We start from the raw sequence: 17,772 nt of genomic DNA on the forward strand, positions 1-17,772 counted from the left end.
AATAACTACCTAAAATCATTCGTCTATATCCATAGACTCGGCAAAAGCCTTTTTCCTTTTAATATTTGTATAAAGAGTGCTTGCAACGCATCCTGCAAGAATTAGACCTGCGGCAATATATACAACAACCATAACCGACTTAAGCGGGTCAGGGTCGTTTGAATATGAATAAATTACATTAACTTCTGTTTTTGTAAAATTACCGTTCGCATTTGACGGAACAAATCTTAATGTCATATCTTCAAATTCTTTTTCTTCTGCCGTATAAGCCTCTCCTTCTGCACCTGTAAGAGTTGTCTTTTCAACAACCTTACCGCTGCCGTCCATATAAATTACATTTACTCTGCATTCGTCCTTTGACTTGTCATCATCCGCAATCTTTTCGTATTTAAAGGTTACATCAAAATCTTTGTTAGGAAGAACACCGGAAGCATTGTTCGGAAGTTCGTCGAGTATAAGTCTGTAATTTTCAATACCGGGAATTTCGGGGGTGTAATACTCAACCCCTGTTCTGTTTTTAATTGAATAGCTGTCAACTAAATCTTTACCGCTCTCTTTATCAACAAAGTGGTAAGTAACTGTTGAAAAAGTGCCATCGTACTTTTCAACATAAACCTTAGCGTGAAGAACTCCGTCTGTAAAGAACCCTTTTGCGTCACCGTCGGTTTTCTTTATGTCATAGTTAAGAGTAAAAGCATTTTCAGCAAGGTCATAAGCCTTACCGATACCGCCTGTTACGGTTTGGGTAGAAATAAGGTCATGTGTTTTATTGTCATAATAATTTACAACTACCGCACCCTCACGGATTGTAAGCTGTGCATTGTCAAAGCCCTGCTTATCAGCCATAACAACAGCCGAATGAGCTTTAACCTCTACACTGCCGTCAACTTCGCCGAGGTTTCTTAATCCTGCTGTTTCGTTGTCCGCAACGATTACCCACTTGCCTTCGACTTTAACATTCTGTGACTCATCGCCGCCGTTAAAGAGAACGCAAACTTGATTCCATTTGCCCTGCTCTGTGTTGTTAAGTTTGTAACCTACAACTGTTTTTGGCAAGTCGTTTAAATAATTAATTGCATTTGCACTCTTTGCCGTGCAATCTTTAAATGCCGCAAATTCTTCTCTGATTTGCATTAAACCTCTGTAATACTCAACAATATCGCTGTATTCATTGATATTGTTCCAATCAAGCATATTTTTTTCACGGCTTGACGCATAGGAATTTTCGTCACCGTCTTTGCTTCTTGCAAATTCCTCACCGGCAAGCATAAACGGAATACCTTGTGATGTCATTACAATAGCGGCTGAAAGTTTATTCATTGCCACCAAATCTTCATAACGCTTTCTGTATTCAGAATCTCTGCCGTAAACCGAATCAACAAGTTTATCGTAAAGACAGAGGTTATCATGACAAGACGCATATGTTACACACTGTGACGGAACATTTGCCCAACCCGAAGTACGGTCGGACTGACCTGCAATGCCAACCTTGAGGTTGCCCTTTTTACTTCCGTCCTGCACAAATGCACCGTCTGTACCGCCTGTACTGCCCTTGATTGCATCACGGATAGTATCGTCAAAAGCACCTATACGGTCGTTAAGCTGCTTGAGGTTACCCTGATTAGCCATTACCGTGCCTTCATTGCAAGCAGTCGGCATATTCCAAGCCTCACCGTACATAATAATCTTTTTGCCGATGTCGTTGTCATAGAGTTTGTCAAGCGCATCTCTTACCTGATTAAGTGTTTCAACATCGTGAAGGCCCATAAGGTCAAAACGGAAACCGTCAATATGATATTCCTTTGCCCAATAAGTAACAGAATCAATCATATACTTGCGGAACATCTTGTGTTCGGATGCAGTATCGTTGCCGCAGCCCGAACCGTTTGAGAATGTACCGTCCTCGTTCATTCTGTAATAATAGTTAGGAACTGTATTTTGGAATACGGAATCCGTTGAATAAGTATGATTGTAAACAACATCCATAATTACGCCGATACCTGCATTATGAAGTGCCTGTATCATCTGCTTACATTCTTTGATACGAACATTACCGTCATAAGGATTTGTAGAATACGAACCCTCGGGACAGTTATAGTTTACAGGGTCATAGCCCCAATTGTATTGCGACATAATGTCTTTTGATTCGTCAACAGAGCCAAAATCGCAGAAAGGCATAATCTGAACATACTTAACACCGAGTTTTTTAAGGTAATCAACGCATGTTGGTGTACCGCCCTGAATACCGTTTACAGTTGTACCTTCCTCTGTAAAAGCAAGGAATTTACCTCTGTTTGATTTAGATACGCCGCTTGATTCCGAAGATGAAAAATCGGCAACGGAAACTTCCCATACAGATGCCTCGGTAGGATTTGAAACAGTTACATGAACATCGTTTTCCCAACCATCCGGATTTGTACTGTTAAGGTTTACTACCATACTGCGCTTGCCGTTTACACCGCAGGCTTTTGCATAAACATCTCCTGTTTCGGTAACCGTATCGCCGTTTTTAACGCTGTAAGTATAATACTTTCCTGCAAGGTTACCGCTTACTTTTATGCTCCATACGCCTGTTTTTTTGTCAAGCTCCATTGTTTTTGTGGCAATAGAACCGCCGTCGCCCTCTTCGTCACTGCCGTGCTCATAAAGATTTAACTTTACCGTAGCAGCCTTAGGCGCCCAAACTTTAAAAGTAGTTGAATCTTCAGACCAAACCGCACCGAGGTCACTGCCCGAATAAGCTGTTTTATCAAGTTCGGCTTCATAAGTCTGATAATTAACCTTTTTGTTTTCAACTTTCTTTTCTTCCGCCGCACTGATTGCCGATGCGCACATACCTGCCATAATCATTGCCGTTAATACTCCTGTAATTAATCTTTTTAATAACAATAAAAATGCCTCCTGACTCTGCGGCAATACCTTTCAGAATTCTTGTCTGCTTACCAAGCCGCTATCAGAAACAAAATATTCAGTTTTAGTATTGACCAAAATCATACTGTTTAATATACGAACAGTATTGAACATAATAAATAATTATATTTTCTTTTATATAATTTTAACATAATTTCCAAGTGATTTTATATCTTTTAAAGAATTATATTTTAAATATGAGGATTCACGATGTAGAATTTTAAACACTTTTATTGTGCAACTTGCTACATATCAACTCAGATTTTTATGCATTTTTTCAAATAAAGTCCCAAATAACAAAATAAAGACAAAAAAGGTCATTCGATTCGTACAATAATCGAATAACCTTTTAATATTGGCAAAATTTTGACAATTATTATATTTTAAAGCCCATATACGGACGAACCTTTAAATAGACTTTCAATTCTTAATAATCTGTTATATTTACATACTCGGTCGGTACGGCAAGGTGCTCCCGTTTTTATCTGCCCGGCATTTACCGCAACCGCAATATCCGCAATTGTAGTATCTTCGGTTTCACCGCTTCTATGCGAAATCACCGTTGTGTAACCCGCCTTTTGTGCCATATCAATCGCCCCAAAAGTTTCTGTAAGAGTTCCGATTTGATTCATTTTTATCAAAATAGAATTACCTGCGCCGACACAAATGCCCTTGTAAAGTCTTTCTGAATTTGTAACAAATAAATCGTCGCCTACAAGCTGAACTTTTTTACCGATGCGATCCGTGATTTCTTTCCAACCCTCCCAATCGTATTCCGAAAGAGGGTCTTCAATTGAAAATATCGGATATTTGTCGCAAAGTTTTTCAAAATAATTAATAAGGTCACTTGTCTTGAGTACAGATTTTCTTTTCGGCAAGTAATAAACGCCGTCGTTAAACCATTCGGATGCCGCCGCATCAATTGCAATCTTAGTATTCTCTGTATTGTATCCCGCATCACAAACCGCCTGAATAATCAACTCAATTGCCTCTTCGTCGGTCTCAAGATTCGGTGCAAAACCGCCCTCGTCGCCAACAGAAGTAGCCATACCTTTCTGTGAAAGAATTTTGCCAAGACTGTGGTATATTTCACAGCATTGCTGCAAACCGTCGGAAAAAGTATTCGCACCTACAGGCATAATCATAAATTCCTGTATATCAATGTTATTTGCTGCATGAGCGCCGCCGTTGAGAATATTCATCATAGGCACGGGAAGTTTTACCGAATAAATACCTCCGAGATAACGGTAAAGCGGAAGTCTTAGCGATTTTGCCGCTGCCTTTGCAACTGCGACTGACACGGCAAGTATCGCATTTGCACCAAGATTTTTCTTGTTTTTGCTCCCGTCAAGCTCTGATAATTTGTTATCCACTGCACATTGGTCAAACGGTGACATACCGCAAATTTCAGGTGAAATAATTTTGCTGATATTTGCAACTGCTTTTTTTACTCCCTTGCCGTTAAATCTATCACCGCCGTCACGCAGTTCAACAGCTTCATAAGCACCTGTTGATGCTCCCGACGGTACTGCCGCATTTGCAAAAGTTCCGTCTGTCAGTCCTACGGTAGCCTCTACGGTAGGATTACCTCTTGAATCAATAATTTCTCTGCCGACTACAGAATTAATGGTTATTTTCATTTTATTACCTCCAAATATATTTTGCCGTAACTGTCAAAAAATATTCAGAGCAGTGGCACGGAGGTAAAAAAAGCATATTATATTAAAAAAAGCAAAGGAGGAAATAATTTGGATATTGTTTACTATACTGTCAGACCGGGAAATACTTTGTTTGGCATTGCGCAATTTTTTCAAACTACGGTAAACGACATTTTAAGATACAACAACATTGCTGACGCAAACAGAATTTATGTAGGTGAAACTCTGGCAATTCCGGCAGGAACTTCACAGTCGCCACGCACACATATTGTAAGACCGGGAGAATCCCTTTGGTATATCTCAAAGATGTACAATATGACGGTAGAGGATCTTATGAATAAAAACAATCTCGGCAATCCCAATGTTCTCTATCCGGGACAAATATTGAATGTGTAAATATTATTAAATTAGCTTTTAAAAGAATATCTTACCAAGCAATTATAAAAATTTGGTCAACATTTAAAAAGACTTGACCTGAATTTTCAAATTATTTAACACAAACTTTTTGCCAAACCATAACTCACCACAACACTTTACAAAAAGCAAAAGCTGTACCGATAAATTCGATACAGCTTTTATGTATTATCCGGTTATACCGTTACTTCTAAGATATGATTCTATCTGTTCATCATCGCAGATTCCGAGGTCATCACAACCTGCAAGATGTTCGTTATGATGCTTTACTTCGTGGTGCATTATTTTCTCAAGCTCCGTGTACAGCTTGTCATTTGACAAACCTCCGTACACCTTCATAATACTGCCGTAGTAAAACACAATTGAGTTGCCTATTGAATTTCTTACATACTCTCCGAGGATATACAGCTCTCCCCTTACGCTTTGCGGATGTAACTTTGCTTGCGGTTCAAGCGACATTCCCGCATTAAGGTCACGGAAAAGTTCCTGCGGCATTGAGTTTGCAATTTCATCAAGCATTTGAGCACATTCTTCAAAAGTAACCATAATCAATACCTAATTAATAATCAAGATAATCCTTAAGTTTTCTGCTTCTTGACGGATGTCTTAGCTTTCTTAATGCCTTTGCCTCAATCTGACGGATACGCTCACGGGTTACATTAAACTCTTTGCCTACCTCTTCAAGAGTTCTGCTTCTGCCGTCTTCAAGACCGAAACGAAGTCTTAAAACCTTTTCCTCTCTCGGAGTAAGAGTTGAAAGAACATCCGAAAGCTGTTCTCTTAACATTGTGTGTGAAGCGGCATCGGCAGGTGCGGGTGCACCGTCATCCGGAATAAAGTCGCCGAGGTGGCTGTCTTCCTCTTCACCGATAGGTGTTTCGAGAGATACAGGTTCTTGAGCCACACGCATAATTTCTCTTACCTTATCAACAGGCAAGTCAAGCTCGTCTGCAATTTCATCGGGGGTAGGCTCATGACCGTTCTGGTGCAAAAGCTGGCTCTGAACTTTTTTTACCTTATTGATAGTTTCAACCATATGAACAGGAATACGAATTGTTCTTGCCTGGTCGGCAATGGCTCTTGTGATTGCCTGTCTGATCCACCATGTGGCATATGTTGAGAACTTAAATCCCTTTGTATAATCAAACTTGTCAACCGCCTTGATAAGGCCGAGGTTGCCCTCCTGAATAAGATCGAGAAACTGCATACCTCTGCCAAGGTAACGCTTTGCAATGCTTACAACAAGACGAAGGTTTGCCTCTGAAAGTCGCTGTTTTGCCTGTACATCGCCGTTGGCAATTCTGATGGCAAGGTCAATTTCTTCTTCGGATGAAAGGAGCGGTACTCTGCCGATTTCTTTCAAATATACTTTAACAGGATCGTCAACGGTGACAGCACCGTCTGCAACAAAATCAGAATCCTTGCCTTCGCCGAGGTCAATATCATCAATCTTGATGTCGCCCATATCCTCAACGATTTCAATACCCTGCTGTTCAAGGTTGTCATAAAGTTTTTCGAGCTGTTCGGGGTCAAAGTCAATCTCACCGATAGCATCAAGAATATCCTGATTGTTAAGCTGTCCCTTTTGTTTGCCAAGCTCTAAAAGCTCTTTTACAACTGATTTTTTGTCCTGAGGTGCGTTCATACTCATTTTCCTTTCTGAATGTACAAAAGATTATATATTAAAAGACAAAATAAATATTCCTATTTTTTATTTTGTTTCATCTTCATTATGTAATCGTTAATGTCATCTGCCGACATATCGGCAAGCTTGTCCGAAGTCAGCTTGTTACTCTCTTCATTAATTACATTAATATATTCCTCTACCGCCTCTCTTGTGGATGCGGCGGGAATTGTGGTGGAAATCAGCTTATAAAGATACGAAACTTCGTCGGAATTAAAATCCGAAGATACGCTTGTAAGCGGCTCGTATCCGCTTTTTATTTTGCTAAGTACATACTCATAATAGCGTTTTATAAGCGAATTTGAAAATTTATCGGGTGTAACCCTTTCCGAAATGCTGTTTGCGTAATCGGGATTATTGATTAAATAAACGAGCAGAGCCTCTTCGGCACTTGAACTTCTCGGTTTTTTGTAGTGCTCTCTGTTTATCTTGTCACTCTGACCGTTAAGTTCCGCCTGTATCTGACGGGTTTCCTTTTTAATATTCTCCCGTCTGTCCCGCCTTTTGACCTTTGAAATCTGCTCGAGAAAAGCATTTTTATCAATCTCAAGTTCGGCGCAAAGTTTCGATGCAAAAACATCTCTTTCAATCGGGCTTTCAATTGTCGCAACTATTTTTACAGCTTCGTTTAAAAAAGCTACCTTGCCGTCAGTTGTGTTGAGATTGTAATTTTCTTTTAATTTCATAAGTCGATATTCAATATCGTTGCCGCATTTTTCTATTAAAAGTTTAAATGCCGCAGGGCCGTTATCGCCTTTTGAACGGATAAACTCGTCAGGGTCTTTACCACTCGGCACAGTGAGAATTTTAATCGGCAGTCCTGCGTTTCGCAAGATGTCTATTGCTCTTGCCGTAGCTTTTTGACCTGCTCCGTCAGCGTCATAACAAATTATAACCTCATCGGCATAGCGTTTCATAAGGACTGCCTGCTCATTTGTAAGAGCAGTGCCGAGTGTTGCAACCGCATTCGTAAAACCCGCCTGATTAAGCGCAATAACATCCATATATCCCTCGCACAGAATCAGCGTGCGTGTACCCGAGCTTTTGGCATTGTTAAGAGAAAACAAGTTTTCGCTCTTTTTAAATACAGGAGTATCGGAAGTATTGAGATACTTAGGCTTTTCGTCGGTCATAATTCTGCCGCCGAAAGCTATAACATTTCCGCGCAAATCTATAATCGGAAACATTACTCTGTTTACAAAGCGGTCATAAATTCCGTTACCGTTTTTTCTTTTGAAAGCAAGGTTTGCGGAGTAAATTTCATATTCCGAAAAGCCTTTGTTTTTCAGATGATTACAAAGCGAGTTCCAATCGTCATCGGCAAAACCGAGTCCGAAATGCCTTATCGTACGGTCAGATAAAGCTCTGCCTCTAAGATAATTCAGTCCGCTCTGCCCTCTTTGTGAAAGCAGTGTTGCGTGAAAAAACCTCGCCGCCTCACGGTTTGCCTCATAAATTCTCATTCTTAATTTACTTAGGCTGTCATCATAGGTATTTTCAGGCATTTCCATACCTGCCCTTTGTGCAAGAAACTTTACCGCCTCGACATAATCAAGATTTTCAATCTTCATTATAAAGGTAATGACATCGCCGCCGGCACCGCAGCCAAAGCAATAAAACGAGCCGTTTTCGGTGTAAATGTTGAAAGACGGAGTTTTCTCGCCGTGAAACGGGCACAATCCAACCATATTTCTGCCGTGGCGCTTAAGATTTACATATGACGAAGCAATTTCCGTTATATCGCTTCTAAGCTTTAATTCCTGCAAAAAACTGTCCGGAAAAGGCACAAAACTCCCCCTTTTCTGTTTCCTATTAGCTATTTACGATTTTTTCGCAAATATTCCTTTTTTATTTCAAAAAAATTTTAAATATTTTGTATTATTCATTTATCTGCACAGCAAAATACTGTTCGTCTTTCTGTTCAACCGTAACTTCACCCGATGTTGCGTCCGCAAGTTTTTTATTCAGCGTACCGAGCAAATCGGGTTTAATGTGAAATTTTACAAGTACATCGCTTTCATATACAGTATCGTCAACGGCAGCACCCACACCTATTATCAGAGATGATACCTTGCCGTATTGATTATAAGCGCATCTTGCCTCGCATACAAGGCAATTCTGCATAATTACAGGCTTTGCCGCCTCGACTGCGATTTTTGAACCGTGAGAGTACGCACGCACAAGACCGCCCGTACCAAGGAGTACACCGCCGAAATATCGTGTAACCACAACCACGACATCAAAAATTTCATTTTTTACTATAACATCAAGCACAGGCATACCGGCTGTACCTGAGGGTTCTCCGTCGTCGCTGTAGCGCTTTATGTTGCCCTCTCTCAATGAATAGGCATATACATTATGTGTAGCATTCCAATGTTCACTGCGCTTTTCATTAATAAAATCTATTGCCTCCTGCTCTGTTTTAACAGGTTTGCAATATCCGATAAACCGAGAACGCTTTTCCACAAATTCATCGCTTGCGTTTTCAAGCACGGTTTTGTAATCCTTTGCCAACAAGTACACCTCCGTTTTATGTTATTAATTAAGGTTCTATTATAAATGTTTGGGGTAACAATAATAAAATTGTGGTTTAACACACGGGTTAAGCAAAATAATTTAAAAATTTAGGTCAAGCCTTTTTAAAGGCTAACGCCATTGTGTTAAAGCCGCCAAACAGCAATCTGTTTGGCTATCGTTAGATTGCGTAAGCGGAAAGTATTTGTGGGCTTTGCCCACAACCTTATAAAAGGTTGACCAAACTTTTATAATTGATTGGCAAATCAATTTGCTAAACCATAATTCACCCCAACTATTGAAAAATAACCGCCTTTTTGGGGATAACAGTCAAAAAGGCGGCACTAAGTGCCGCCTCAACAATTACGATATAAAAAATTATTTGTCCATACCGAAACGCTTCTTGAATCTGTCAACGCGTCCGCCGGTATCAACCAATTTCTGCTTTCCTGTGAAGAATGGGTGGCATTTTGAACAAACTTCAACACGAATGTCCTTCTTTGTTGAACCTGTTTCAATAACATTACCGCAAGCACATGTAATTGTTGTCTGCTGATAATCTGGATGGATGTTCTCTTTCATTTTCCTCACCTGCCTGACTCTGCATAATAACAGATAGATTATACAACAAAAATAAGCAAAATGCAAGTGTTTTTCAAAACTTTTTTCAAAATTTCGCAATACTTTTTATTTTCCTTACTTTTGAAGTTTTTAAATAATATTTACAAATCAAATAATTCTTATTACAAGTTATTTAATTTCCTTTGTAGAAATTTCTTTCTGTGCCATTGCAATAAAGTCCTCGAGTTTCATTGCGCCGAGGTCGCCCTCTTTTCTGTGACGAACAGAAACAGTATTAGCCTCTACATCCTTGTCACCGATAATGAACATATAAGGAACTTTCTCAAGCTGTGCCTCACGAATCTTATATCCGATTTTCTCACTTCTTGAGTCAACCTCAACACGCATACCGCAAGCGTCAAGAGCCTTTTTGATTTCGTAAACATAGTCAAGGTGTCTGTCTGCAACAGGAAGAAGTTTAACCTGAACAGGAGCAAGCCACATCGGGAATGCACCGGCATATTTCTCAATAAGAAGTGCAAGCGTTCTCTCGTAACAACCGATTGAAGTTCTGTGAATAATATAAGGATTTTTCTTTGAGCCATCCTTATCTACATACTCCATACCGAATTTTTCTGCAAGCATCTGGTCAATCTGAATTGTAATAAGTGTATCTTCCTTGCCGTAAACATTCTTAATCTGAATATCAAGTTTAGGACCGTAGAAAGCAGCCTCACCTACGCCGATAGCATAAGGAATTTCAAGGTGGTCAAGGATTTTCTGCATAATGCCCTGTGCTTCGTCCCACTGCTCGGCAGTACCGATATACTTATTTCTGTCCTTAGGATCCCACTGTGAGAATCTGTAAGATACATCTTCATAAAGACCGAGTGTTTTAAGCATATAAATAGCAAGCTCAAGACAGTTTCTGAACTCGTCCTCAAGCTGTTCAGGCAAGCACATAAGATGACCTTCGGAAATTGTGAACTGACGAACTCTGATAAGTCCGTGCATCTCGCCGCTTGCTTCATTTCTGAAAAGTGTTGAAGTTTCATTGTAACGGAGCGGAAGATCTCTGTATGAACGCTGACGATTAAGATAAGCCTGATACTGGAACGGGCAAGTCATAGGACGAAGTGCAAATACTTCATCATCTTTTTCAGGATCACCGAGTACAAACATACCGTCCATATAGTGGTCCCAGTGACCGCTGATTTTGTAAAGGTCGCTCTTAGCCATAAAAGGTGTTTTTGTAAGTAACCAGCCACGACGCTGTTCCTCGTCTTCTACAAATCTCTGTAAAAGCTGAACGATTCTTGCGCCCTTTGGAAGAAGGATAGGAAGACCCTGACCGATTACATCTGATGTTGTGAAAAGCTCAAGTTCTCTGCCGAGTTTGTTATGGTCACGGCTTCTTGCCTCTGCAAGCATTGTGAGGTGTTCCTCAAGCATAGATGCTTTAGGGAACGCTACACCGTAAACTCTGCAAAGCTGATGGTTGTTAGCGTCGCCTCTCCAGTATGCGCCTGTGCAGTTTGTAAGTTCAACAGCCTTAATAGGTGCAACGCTCATAAGGTGAGGACCTGCGCAAAGGTCTGTAAAATCGCCCTGCTTATAAAAGCTGATGTGTTCGCCGTTATCGGAATGTTCCTTAGCAAGTTCAACCTTGTAAGGCTCGTTCATCTCTTCAAGCATTTTTACCGCCTCGTCGGGAGCAAGCTCAAAACGCTCAATCTCAATACCCGACTTAACGATTTTCTTCATCTCTTCCTTGATTTTCTCAAGGTCTTCGGATGTAAACGGCTTTTCAACTTCAAAATCATAGTAAAAACCGTTGTCAACGGCAGGGCCGATAGCACACTTGGCACTTGGATATAGGCGCTTAACAGCCTGTGCAAGAATGTGTGATGCAGTATGCCAGAACGCTTTTTTACCGTCAGGCTCATCGAAAGTAAGAAGATCTACTCTGCAATCCTTTGTAATAGGTGTACGCAAGTCGACAACATTGCCGTCAACTCTTGCACAGCATACAGACTTATAAAGTCCCATACCGATAGATTTTGCAATTTCAGCAGGAGTTACTCCGCTTTCAAACTCCTTGACTGTACCGCCCTTTAATTCAACATTAATCATATTCATTCTCCTTGATCATAAGAAATAAAAAGCCCGATATTCCAAAAGGAATATCGGGACGAATATACTTCGTGGTTCCACCCAACTTTGGCATAATAACTATGCCCTCTTTACAACCTTAACGCAGTCATACGCCGCACCATTTCCTGTGCAGACTCAAAGGTGGTAGCTTAAAATTACTTATGCGAAAAATCACAGCAAACATTTTCGCTCTCTGAAAAAGTAGGTTTTTAAACCGTGTCCTTATCGAAGTTCTTTATTTTACTTAATATTAACACCGCCGAATTGAAATGTCAAGCATTAATTTTCAAAACTTATTTCTTGTCGTTAAGTTCCTGCTGCTGTTCGTCAAGCTCTGCAAGCAACTTGTCAATCTCGCCCATAAGTTTTTCTTCTTTCTTCTGTCGTCTTGTTTCCAAAATACCATGTGACGAATCATCATCGTCATCATCAGCACCTACGCCAAAGAAAAATCCGCCTGTAATATCGTCTTCCGAATTTTTATCGCCTATAACTTTATGAGCGGAAATATTCGGAACATCGTCGTCAGCCTCATAACCCATAATAAAATCATCGGTATCTGCAGTAGCGTTTTGAGAATAATCCTCGTCTTTTTTCTCTTTATCCGAGAAAACAAGTTCATCGCTCTTGCCGCTGTTATCGGCTGTATCGTCATCATCTGTAAAAGCATCTACAATCTGCACATCATCTTTCTTAAGTGCGCCTCTTGTAAGCTCAATAATATAGAAAAGCTGATACAAAGCGAAAGAAATAAACATTACACCTGCAATAAGAGCCATACCGTCTGCATTGTCAATAATAACTCGTGCTATAAGGAACGCACCGTACGAAAGTCCGAAAGCGACTGACGGCAAGCCATAGATAAATGTTGCTTTAACAGGGTTTCTTCCGGGAATTTTTGAAATTACCATTGCCTGTGGGAACAAACTTAAGGTAAGGAAAATAAAGCAGAACAAAAGCGACATATCGGATGCCGATACTGAAAGTTTTGTTGCCTCAAGAAAACACGAAATCAATTCCGAAACTGCCCAGAGTGTCGGGAAAATATACAGAAAAGCAATATTAGACACCGGAGCAAAACCCGTAAAATGAGTTCTTGCCATAAAAACAAGTCCGATAGCGGCAAGCATTGCAAGGAATGCGCAAATAATGGACATCAGCAAATACTCGCTGTCTTTTCTTGTCAAAATGGTCATTACGGAATATGCAAGCGCAAATGCGGCGGAAAGCACCGAAAAAACACCCGCGGGCACATTTCGTTTTGACTCATAAACCGGTGCGGTTTTTTTGTCCAAAATATTAAAAAATATGCACAGCACAAAAAGAACAAGTGCAACTCCAACTGCTAAATAAGAAAACAACAATGCGTTCATTCCGCTTATCGTTCCTGTATCGTCATTACCGAATACACTTAAAAGTCTAAGCGCAACCATGGCAAGAGCGGCAGGGATAAATGGAATCCATGATAATTTAATCTTCATACTTATCTCCGTTTCTTCAAACAATATAACGGTTATTTTAGCCGAATTTTTTACATATATTATTTTAAGCCAATTACACGCTTATGTCAAGAATTATTAAAGTAAAAATTCACTTTTGCAAAGTTATACGAAAAGAGAGGAATTTATGAGAACAAAAGTTATATTTATAATAATATTTTTGCTTACAATGGCTTTTTTGCCCATAATAATCTCTAAGTGCTCGTCGCCTCAAACCGCTGTCACTTCAAATTCGACTGCGGATAAAGCAGCAGAACCCGTTACCGCAAATGAGCCGTCAAAAAACGAAACCATAGTTGAAACTACAACCGAATCTGTCGCAAAAGAAAATTCCGAATCAGAAAAATCGCCGCTCACCGAATCTGACCTTTGCGGTATGGTAGCGGCAAAATACAATGAAAATTACTGCGAAGAAACCTTAAAAGCATTGACAATAATTCTTTATACGAATTATATTGTATCTCCCGACAGTTACGATTTGTCGGATATTGACATATGTTTGCCCGAAAGCAAAGCAGAAAATTCCGTTAAAGAAAATTACAATAAAATCAAATCCGCCGTATCTTCCGTATATAAAAAAGCGCTCTGCGCAGACGGCAAAGCGTTTTATATACCTTTTTGCGATTTTACCAACGGCAAAACTTCAACGAACAGCGAATATCCGTACCTTACCGCTGTTGCCTCCCCTTGGGACAGCTATGCAAATGCCGATGACGGGGAATATTACGGAGTAAGCCTTAACGGAATAAATTATCTTTGTAATGACGGATACAGCTACGAAGAGGCTTTGCAATGGTATCTGCCGAATTTTAAAATTCAGATTCTTTAGTTGAGGCAAATTATGGTTTAGCAAATTGTTTCGGCAAGTAATTATAAAAGTTTGGTCGACCTTTTCAAAGGTCGTGGGTGTGAGCAAAGCCCACAAATACTTTCCGTTTATGCAATCTGACGATAGCCAAACAGCTCGCTGTTTGGCGGCTTGAACACAACGGCATTAGCCTTTTAAAAATGCGATAGCAACAAGAAAAGACATTCGTTATATAATGAAAAAGTTAATGATTTCTTTTCTAAAAGGCTGTCGCCTGTTTTATCAAACTTAGTTTTAGCACGCAAACAGCGTGGCTGTTTGCGCCTGATAAATTGTAATATAGGAAAATATTATGGGCGCTGCCCAAACCCGCAATTTTTGAAAAAATTGAGTAAACTTTTTTTCTTTTGGGATGATAATTTAGCGTTAGCTAAATTTCAATGCCCGACCGACACTCCGCTAAACCATAATTTAATGTTACCCCAACATTTAGAACTCAACCAAAATTCAATATTCACATATAATATTTTGCAATTTTATAGAGTTTTGCCGCTCCCATTTGAATATGTCTTGTGACAACGGGCGGAGTTATACCAAGTTCGCTTGCAATGGTTTTCATCTTTTTTCCGTTAAAATAATACTCAAAAACGCAATGGCGCTGTCTGTCGGTAAGGTCATTCTCTATGACATTCATTAGTATTTTTAAAACTTTCTGACGGTTTTCGCTGTTGGTTTCGCCGTCCATAAGGCTTTTTTCAAAGCAAATCTTATCGGAATTTAAATCGGAAAAATGTATAAGTTTACTTCTCATCACATTACCCCCTTATATCTTGCCTCAAGCAAATTTGCAATATCAAGGCACTCAAGGTAATAACCTCTGTATCTGCAAATTTTCTCATTGATTTCCTTTTTATTTAATAAACTTTTAGTTTTTAACATACTTTTATATTTATCAACAACAGACAGCATTTTGTCTGCCTCTGCCCTGTATTCTTTTGACCATTCAAGATAATTGTTCATATTAACATCCTTTCCGCTTACTATTCATCAAATAAGAACCAACGGGGCTTGGTTCTCTATATAATATTATAGAGAGAAAAAATCACAAAATCAAGAGTTTTTAGAACATTTGTTCTAATTTAACTGATTTTAATGAACAAAGTCCCTTTTTCAGTACTTTGCTAATTGTTTTTTTAATTATTAACAGAACAAAAAATAAACCGACATTGATAAAAAACTCAATATCGGTTTAATGTCGGTTATGATTTTTAAATAAAGAGAATATATAACTGTTATGCATCATACCAATTAAAATTTTCATAATCGGGATACATTTCAGAAAACTCATCGTCACTGTATTCGTTTTTCACTTCATTTGCTATATCTACTACATAATAAGTATTTCTGATTTTCAAATACGCAAAATTATTGTCATAAGCAAATGAATCAAAACAGCCGCTCAATAGAATAAACTATTTATCAATAGAATAAACCATTTGTAATTTTTCATCATCACAATAAGGTAGAAATAAATCATCGAAATTACAGCCTGCCGTAAAAATTAAAATTCCGCATATAAAAGTTAGTATAAAAAAACTTAACACTTTCCTCATAATTTCTCATATAAAAATCAACAGTGATTGGTATATATCACTAACAGTATAATTTAAAGGATTTTCAAACAATACTTAATTTTAAAGCTGACAAACTTCAACTGTTTTATTGTTAAACTTTCTTGACAAAGCAAAATATTTATAATAGAATATTAACAGATATGTGCCAATAGCTCAGCAGGATAGAACGTCTGCCTCCTAAGAATATGTTATGACGACCGCCTTTGGAGCAAAAGTGATTGACAATAAGTTAGTTTAAGTCCATAATTGAATAGATTTTAAAGATGTTTCCGTAGCTCAGCTGGATAGAGCGACCGCCTCCTAAGCGGTAGGTCGGGTGTTCGAATCACCTCGGGAACGCCATTTTAAGCCGTTTTTGATGATTTTTCATTGAAAGCGGCTTTTCTCTTTTTACGGCTTCCGCTTCCGTGATCGTGCTAACAAAAGTGTGTGGTTATCTAACAGGTGTTAGCACGAAATCGCTGATTTTGCTAACAAAAACCGTCGTTTTGCTAACAGCGTTAAAAATTCCAATTAATCTCTGCTAACAGATTAGTTGTGCGGTATGGTGGTAGTTTATTCGCATAATTGAAAACAAATCCTTTCTATATATAATAATGGTATAAGTAAGTGATTATTATGAAAGATCCTAAATACCATATATATCTTACGAATGAAGAACGCTCCGAGGTTTTGAAATCACTTATTGACCTCAAAAATGAAATGATTGTTCAGGGTAAATACACTGATGTATTGGATGAAATCATCGTCAAGCTATACAAAGTCCGAAAAAAGAATATAAAGGTAATATACATTTAAATCAAGCTATTTAGCCGTCTGTTCCTTAATTGGAGCAGGCGGCTTTTTTGCGTTTATTCAACTTTTTTCAAAAAAAATAAAAAAATTTTGAAAATAGACTTAAAAAACACCCTCTCCCATTGGGTATAGGTGAAAGGGCTTTTTTCCGAGCAATCAGAAAAGACCTTTTCACAGACCTTTGACAACTGAATATCATTTTTTCAAGTACGTTACTTGTGTAAGCAGAAATGTAAAGCTACCTCAGCGGTACGCCACGACCTCCTTTCAGGAGCGAGCGCTAATTCCGTCTGTGAGTATCGGGCTGCTCCCGATATGGCGACGACCTACACAAGCGATAATGATACTTCCCTACGGAGCTGGCGGAGAACCCGGCAGAGGTGAAACTCCTATGATACAGATTAGCAATCTGTTCCTTAGTGACTTCCCGTGAGCGTTTGCTCGGCAAGGGGTGTTGAGAACAAATATTGCCTGACCGGTTAGGAAATGAGCCGGTCAAGTACATAGCCATACTGCGATGGCTATGAATACTACGAAAGGAGGACGCACAAAGTGTCGAACTGCAAAACGATTGCTATATGCAATCAAAAAGGCGGAGTTATGGGGTACAAAATGATTGACTCCGGCAATATCAAAGATTGCCTTTATTCCGATACCGACTACACCGAATGGTATGTTGACAAGTACGGAGACCTTAGAGCCGATGAAAGCGCAAGAAAAGACGGCAGCGTGAGAGTAATGTTGCCCATCAAGCCAAAGCCAAGGCGGAACGCTGGGCGGCGAATGAAGGTCATAAGTACCCGAAGCGTATCTGCGAACAATGCGGCAAAGAGTTTTATCCGAACAGCACAAGGCAGAGGTTTTGCAATACTGACTGTACAAAAGCCCATCAGCAGGCAGAAGCAATGTTTTCTCGGCTGGTAAAGCAGCTTTCCGAAAAGGAGAGCGTAACGGAAGCCCTCAAAGCGGAAAACCAAATGCTGTGGGTACAGAGGTTGAACAACATCCGCAGCGCTGCTATGGAAATCGTTTCGAGTGAGCTTATATACTGTTAATACTAAGCAAGAAAAGTCACTTTCAACAGACGGCGGCTTTTCCTTTTCGGGAAGTATCCAAGAAGTCATAAAGTTTCGTGAGTAAT

At 39.4% G+C, this 17,772-nt stretch carries 17 protein-coding genes, 1 tRNA gene and 1 other annotated feature; of the genes, 6 read left to right on the forward strand and 12 right to left on the reverse strand.

The genetic code is table 11. The features are described 5' to 3' along the window. Nucleotides 1-15 precede the first annotated feature (15 nt). On the reverse strand, nt 16-2,889 hold the full coding sequence (pulA, locus tag H8R91_RS04580; RefSeq protein ID WP_186935075.1) for a type I pullulanase: 2,874 nt from the start codon (nt 2,887-2,889) through the stop codon (nt 16-18). A 404-nt stretch (nt 2,890-3,293) separates the two neighbouring features. Further along, nucleotides 3,294-4,550, reverse strand: coding sequence for a phosphopyruvate hydratase (gene eno / locus H8R91_RS04585; protein ID WP_186935076.1), 1,257 nt, complete (start codon nt 4,548-4,550; stop codon nt 3,294-3,296). Between the two features lie 108 nt (nt 4,551-4,658). On the opposite strand from eno, the gene H8R91_RS04590 reads away from it, so the two are divergent. Then, a complete protein-coding gene (locus tag H8R91_RS04590; RefSeq protein ID WP_022235328.1) occupies nt 4,659-4,964 on the forward strand; it encodes a LysM peptidoglycan-binding domain-containing protein in 306 nt (101 codons plus the stop codon). Between the two features lie 186 nt (nt 4,965-5,150). Here H8R91_RS04590 and H8R91_RS04595 read toward each other — a convergent pair whose 3' ends face one another. From H8R91_RS04595 to H8R91_RS04625, 7 genes are all read right to left on the reverse strand, one after another. Further along, nucleotides 5,151-5,528, reverse strand: coding sequence for a metallopeptidase family protein (locus tag H8R91_RS04595; protein ID WP_186935077.1), 378 nt, complete (start codon nt 5,526-5,528; stop codon nt 5,151-5,153). A gap of 13 nt (nt 5,529-5,541) precedes the next feature. Then, nucleotides 5,542-6,627: an RNA polymerase sigma factor RpoD gene (gene rpoD / locus H8R91_RS04600; protein ID WP_022235326.1), complete on the reverse strand. Its 1,086-nt coding sequence runs from the start codon at nt 6,625-6,627 to the stop codon at nt 5,542-5,544. Nucleotides 6,628-6,686: 59 nt separating this feature from the next. After that, nucleotides 6,687-8,453 (reverse strand): DNA primase, encoded by a 1,767-nt coding sequence (dnaG, locus tag H8R91_RS04605; RefSeq protein ID WP_186935078.1) that lies wholly within the window; start codon nt 8,451-8,453, stop codon nt 6,687-6,689. Between the two features lie 91 nt (nt 8,454-8,544). After that, nucleotides 8,545-9,180 (reverse strand): IMPACT family protein, encoded by a 636-nt coding sequence (locus H8R91_RS04610; protein ID WP_186935079.1) that lies wholly within the window; start codon nt 9,178-9,180, stop codon nt 8,545-8,547. A gap of 378 nt (nt 9,181-9,558) precedes the next feature. Next, a complete protein-coding gene (gene rpmE, locus H8R91_RS04615) occupies nt 9,559-9,762 on the reverse strand; it encodes a 50S ribosomal protein L31 (RefSeq protein WP_117706075.1) in 204 nt (67 codons plus the stop codon). 168 nt (nt 9,763-9,930) lie between these two features. After that, nucleotides 9,931-11,874 (reverse strand): threonine--tRNA ligase, encoded by a 1,944-nt coding sequence (gene thrS, locus H8R91_RS04620; RefSeq protein WP_186935080.1) that lies wholly within the window; start codon nt 11,872-11,874, stop codon nt 9,931-9,933. Between the two features lie 51 nt (nt 11,875-11,925). Continuing rightward, nucleotides 11,926-12,133: a binding site (T-box leader), on the reverse strand. A gap of 55 nt (nt 12,134-12,188) precedes the next feature. Continuing rightward, nucleotides 12,189-13,376, reverse strand: a complete 1,188-nt coding sequence (locus H8R91_RS04625) for a hypothetical protein (protein ID WP_186935081.1) — start codon at nt 13,374-13,376, stop codon at nt 12,189-12,191. 145 nt (nt 13,377-13,521) lie between these two features. On the opposite strand from H8R91_RS04625, the gene H8R91_RS04630 reads away from it, so the two are divergent. Continuing rightward, a complete protein-coding gene (locus H8R91_RS04630; RefSeq protein ID WP_186935082.1) occupies nt 13,522-14,223 on the forward strand; it encodes a hypothetical protein in 702 nt (233 codons plus the stop codon). Between the two features lie 493 nt (nt 14,224-14,716). On the opposite strand, the gene H8R91_RS04635 is transcribed toward H8R91_RS04630, so the two are convergent. The 3 genes from H8R91_RS04635 to H8R91_RS04645 form a co-directional block, all read right to left on the reverse strand. After that, nucleotides 14,717-15,013 (reverse strand): sigma-70 family RNA polymerase sigma factor, encoded by a 297-nt coding sequence (locus H8R91_RS04635; protein ID WP_186935083.1) that lies wholly within the window; start codon nt 15,011-15,013, stop codon nt 14,717-14,719. Further along, nucleotides 15,013-15,222, reverse strand: a complete 210-nt coding sequence (locus tag H8R91_RS04640; protein WP_022235317.1) for a hypothetical protein — start codon at nt 15,220-15,222, stop codon at nt 15,013-15,015. The genes H8R91_RS04635 and H8R91_RS04640 overlap by 1 nt, the downstream gene beginning before the upstream one ends. 272 nt (nt 15,223-15,494) lie before the next feature. Next, the gene (locus H8R91_RS04645) at nt 15,495-15,665 is read right to left on the reverse strand and encodes a hypothetical protein (RefSeq protein ID WP_186935084.1); all 171 of its coding nucleotides are present in this window, start codon (nt 15,663-15,665) and stop codon (nt 15,495-15,497) included. A 436-nt stretch (nt 15,666-16,101) separates the two neighbouring features. Between H8R91_RS04645 and H8R91_RS04650 the strand changes: the two genes are divergently transcribed. From H8R91_RS04650 to H8R91_RS04665, 4 genes are all read left to right on the forward strand, one after another. Next, nucleotides 16,102-16,178, forward strand: a tRNA-Arg gene (locus tag H8R91_RS04650). Nucleotides 16,179-16,454: 276 nt separating this feature from the next. Continuing rightward, the gene (locus H8R91_RS04655) at nt 16,455-16,634 is read left to right on the forward strand and encodes a hypothetical protein (RefSeq protein ID WP_186935085.1); all 180 of its coding nucleotides are present in this window, start codon (nt 16,455-16,457) and stop codon (nt 16,632-16,634) included. Nucleotides 16,635-17,183: 549 nt separating this feature from the next. Beyond that, nucleotides 17,184-17,555 carry a hypothetical protein gene (locus H8R91_RS04660; protein WP_186935390.1) on the forward strand — a complete coding sequence of 124 codons (372 nt, stop codon included), beginning with the start codon at nt 17,184-17,186 and terminating at the stop codon, nt 17,553-17,555. Further along, nucleotides 17,441-17,686 (forward strand): TnpV protein, encoded by a 246-nt coding sequence (locus tag H8R91_RS04665; protein ID WP_186935374.1) that lies wholly within the window; start codon nt 17,441-17,443, stop codon nt 17,684-17,686. Before H8R91_RS04660 ends, H8R91_RS04665 begins: the two co-directional genes overlap by 115 nt. The last annotated feature ends 86 nt before the right edge of the window (nt 17,687-17,772 follow it).

The organism is Ruminococcus intestinalis, assembly GCF_014288065.1.
Lineage (GTDB): Bacteria > Bacillota > Clostridia > Oscillospirales > Acutalibacteraceae > Ruminococcoides > Ruminococcoides intestinale_A.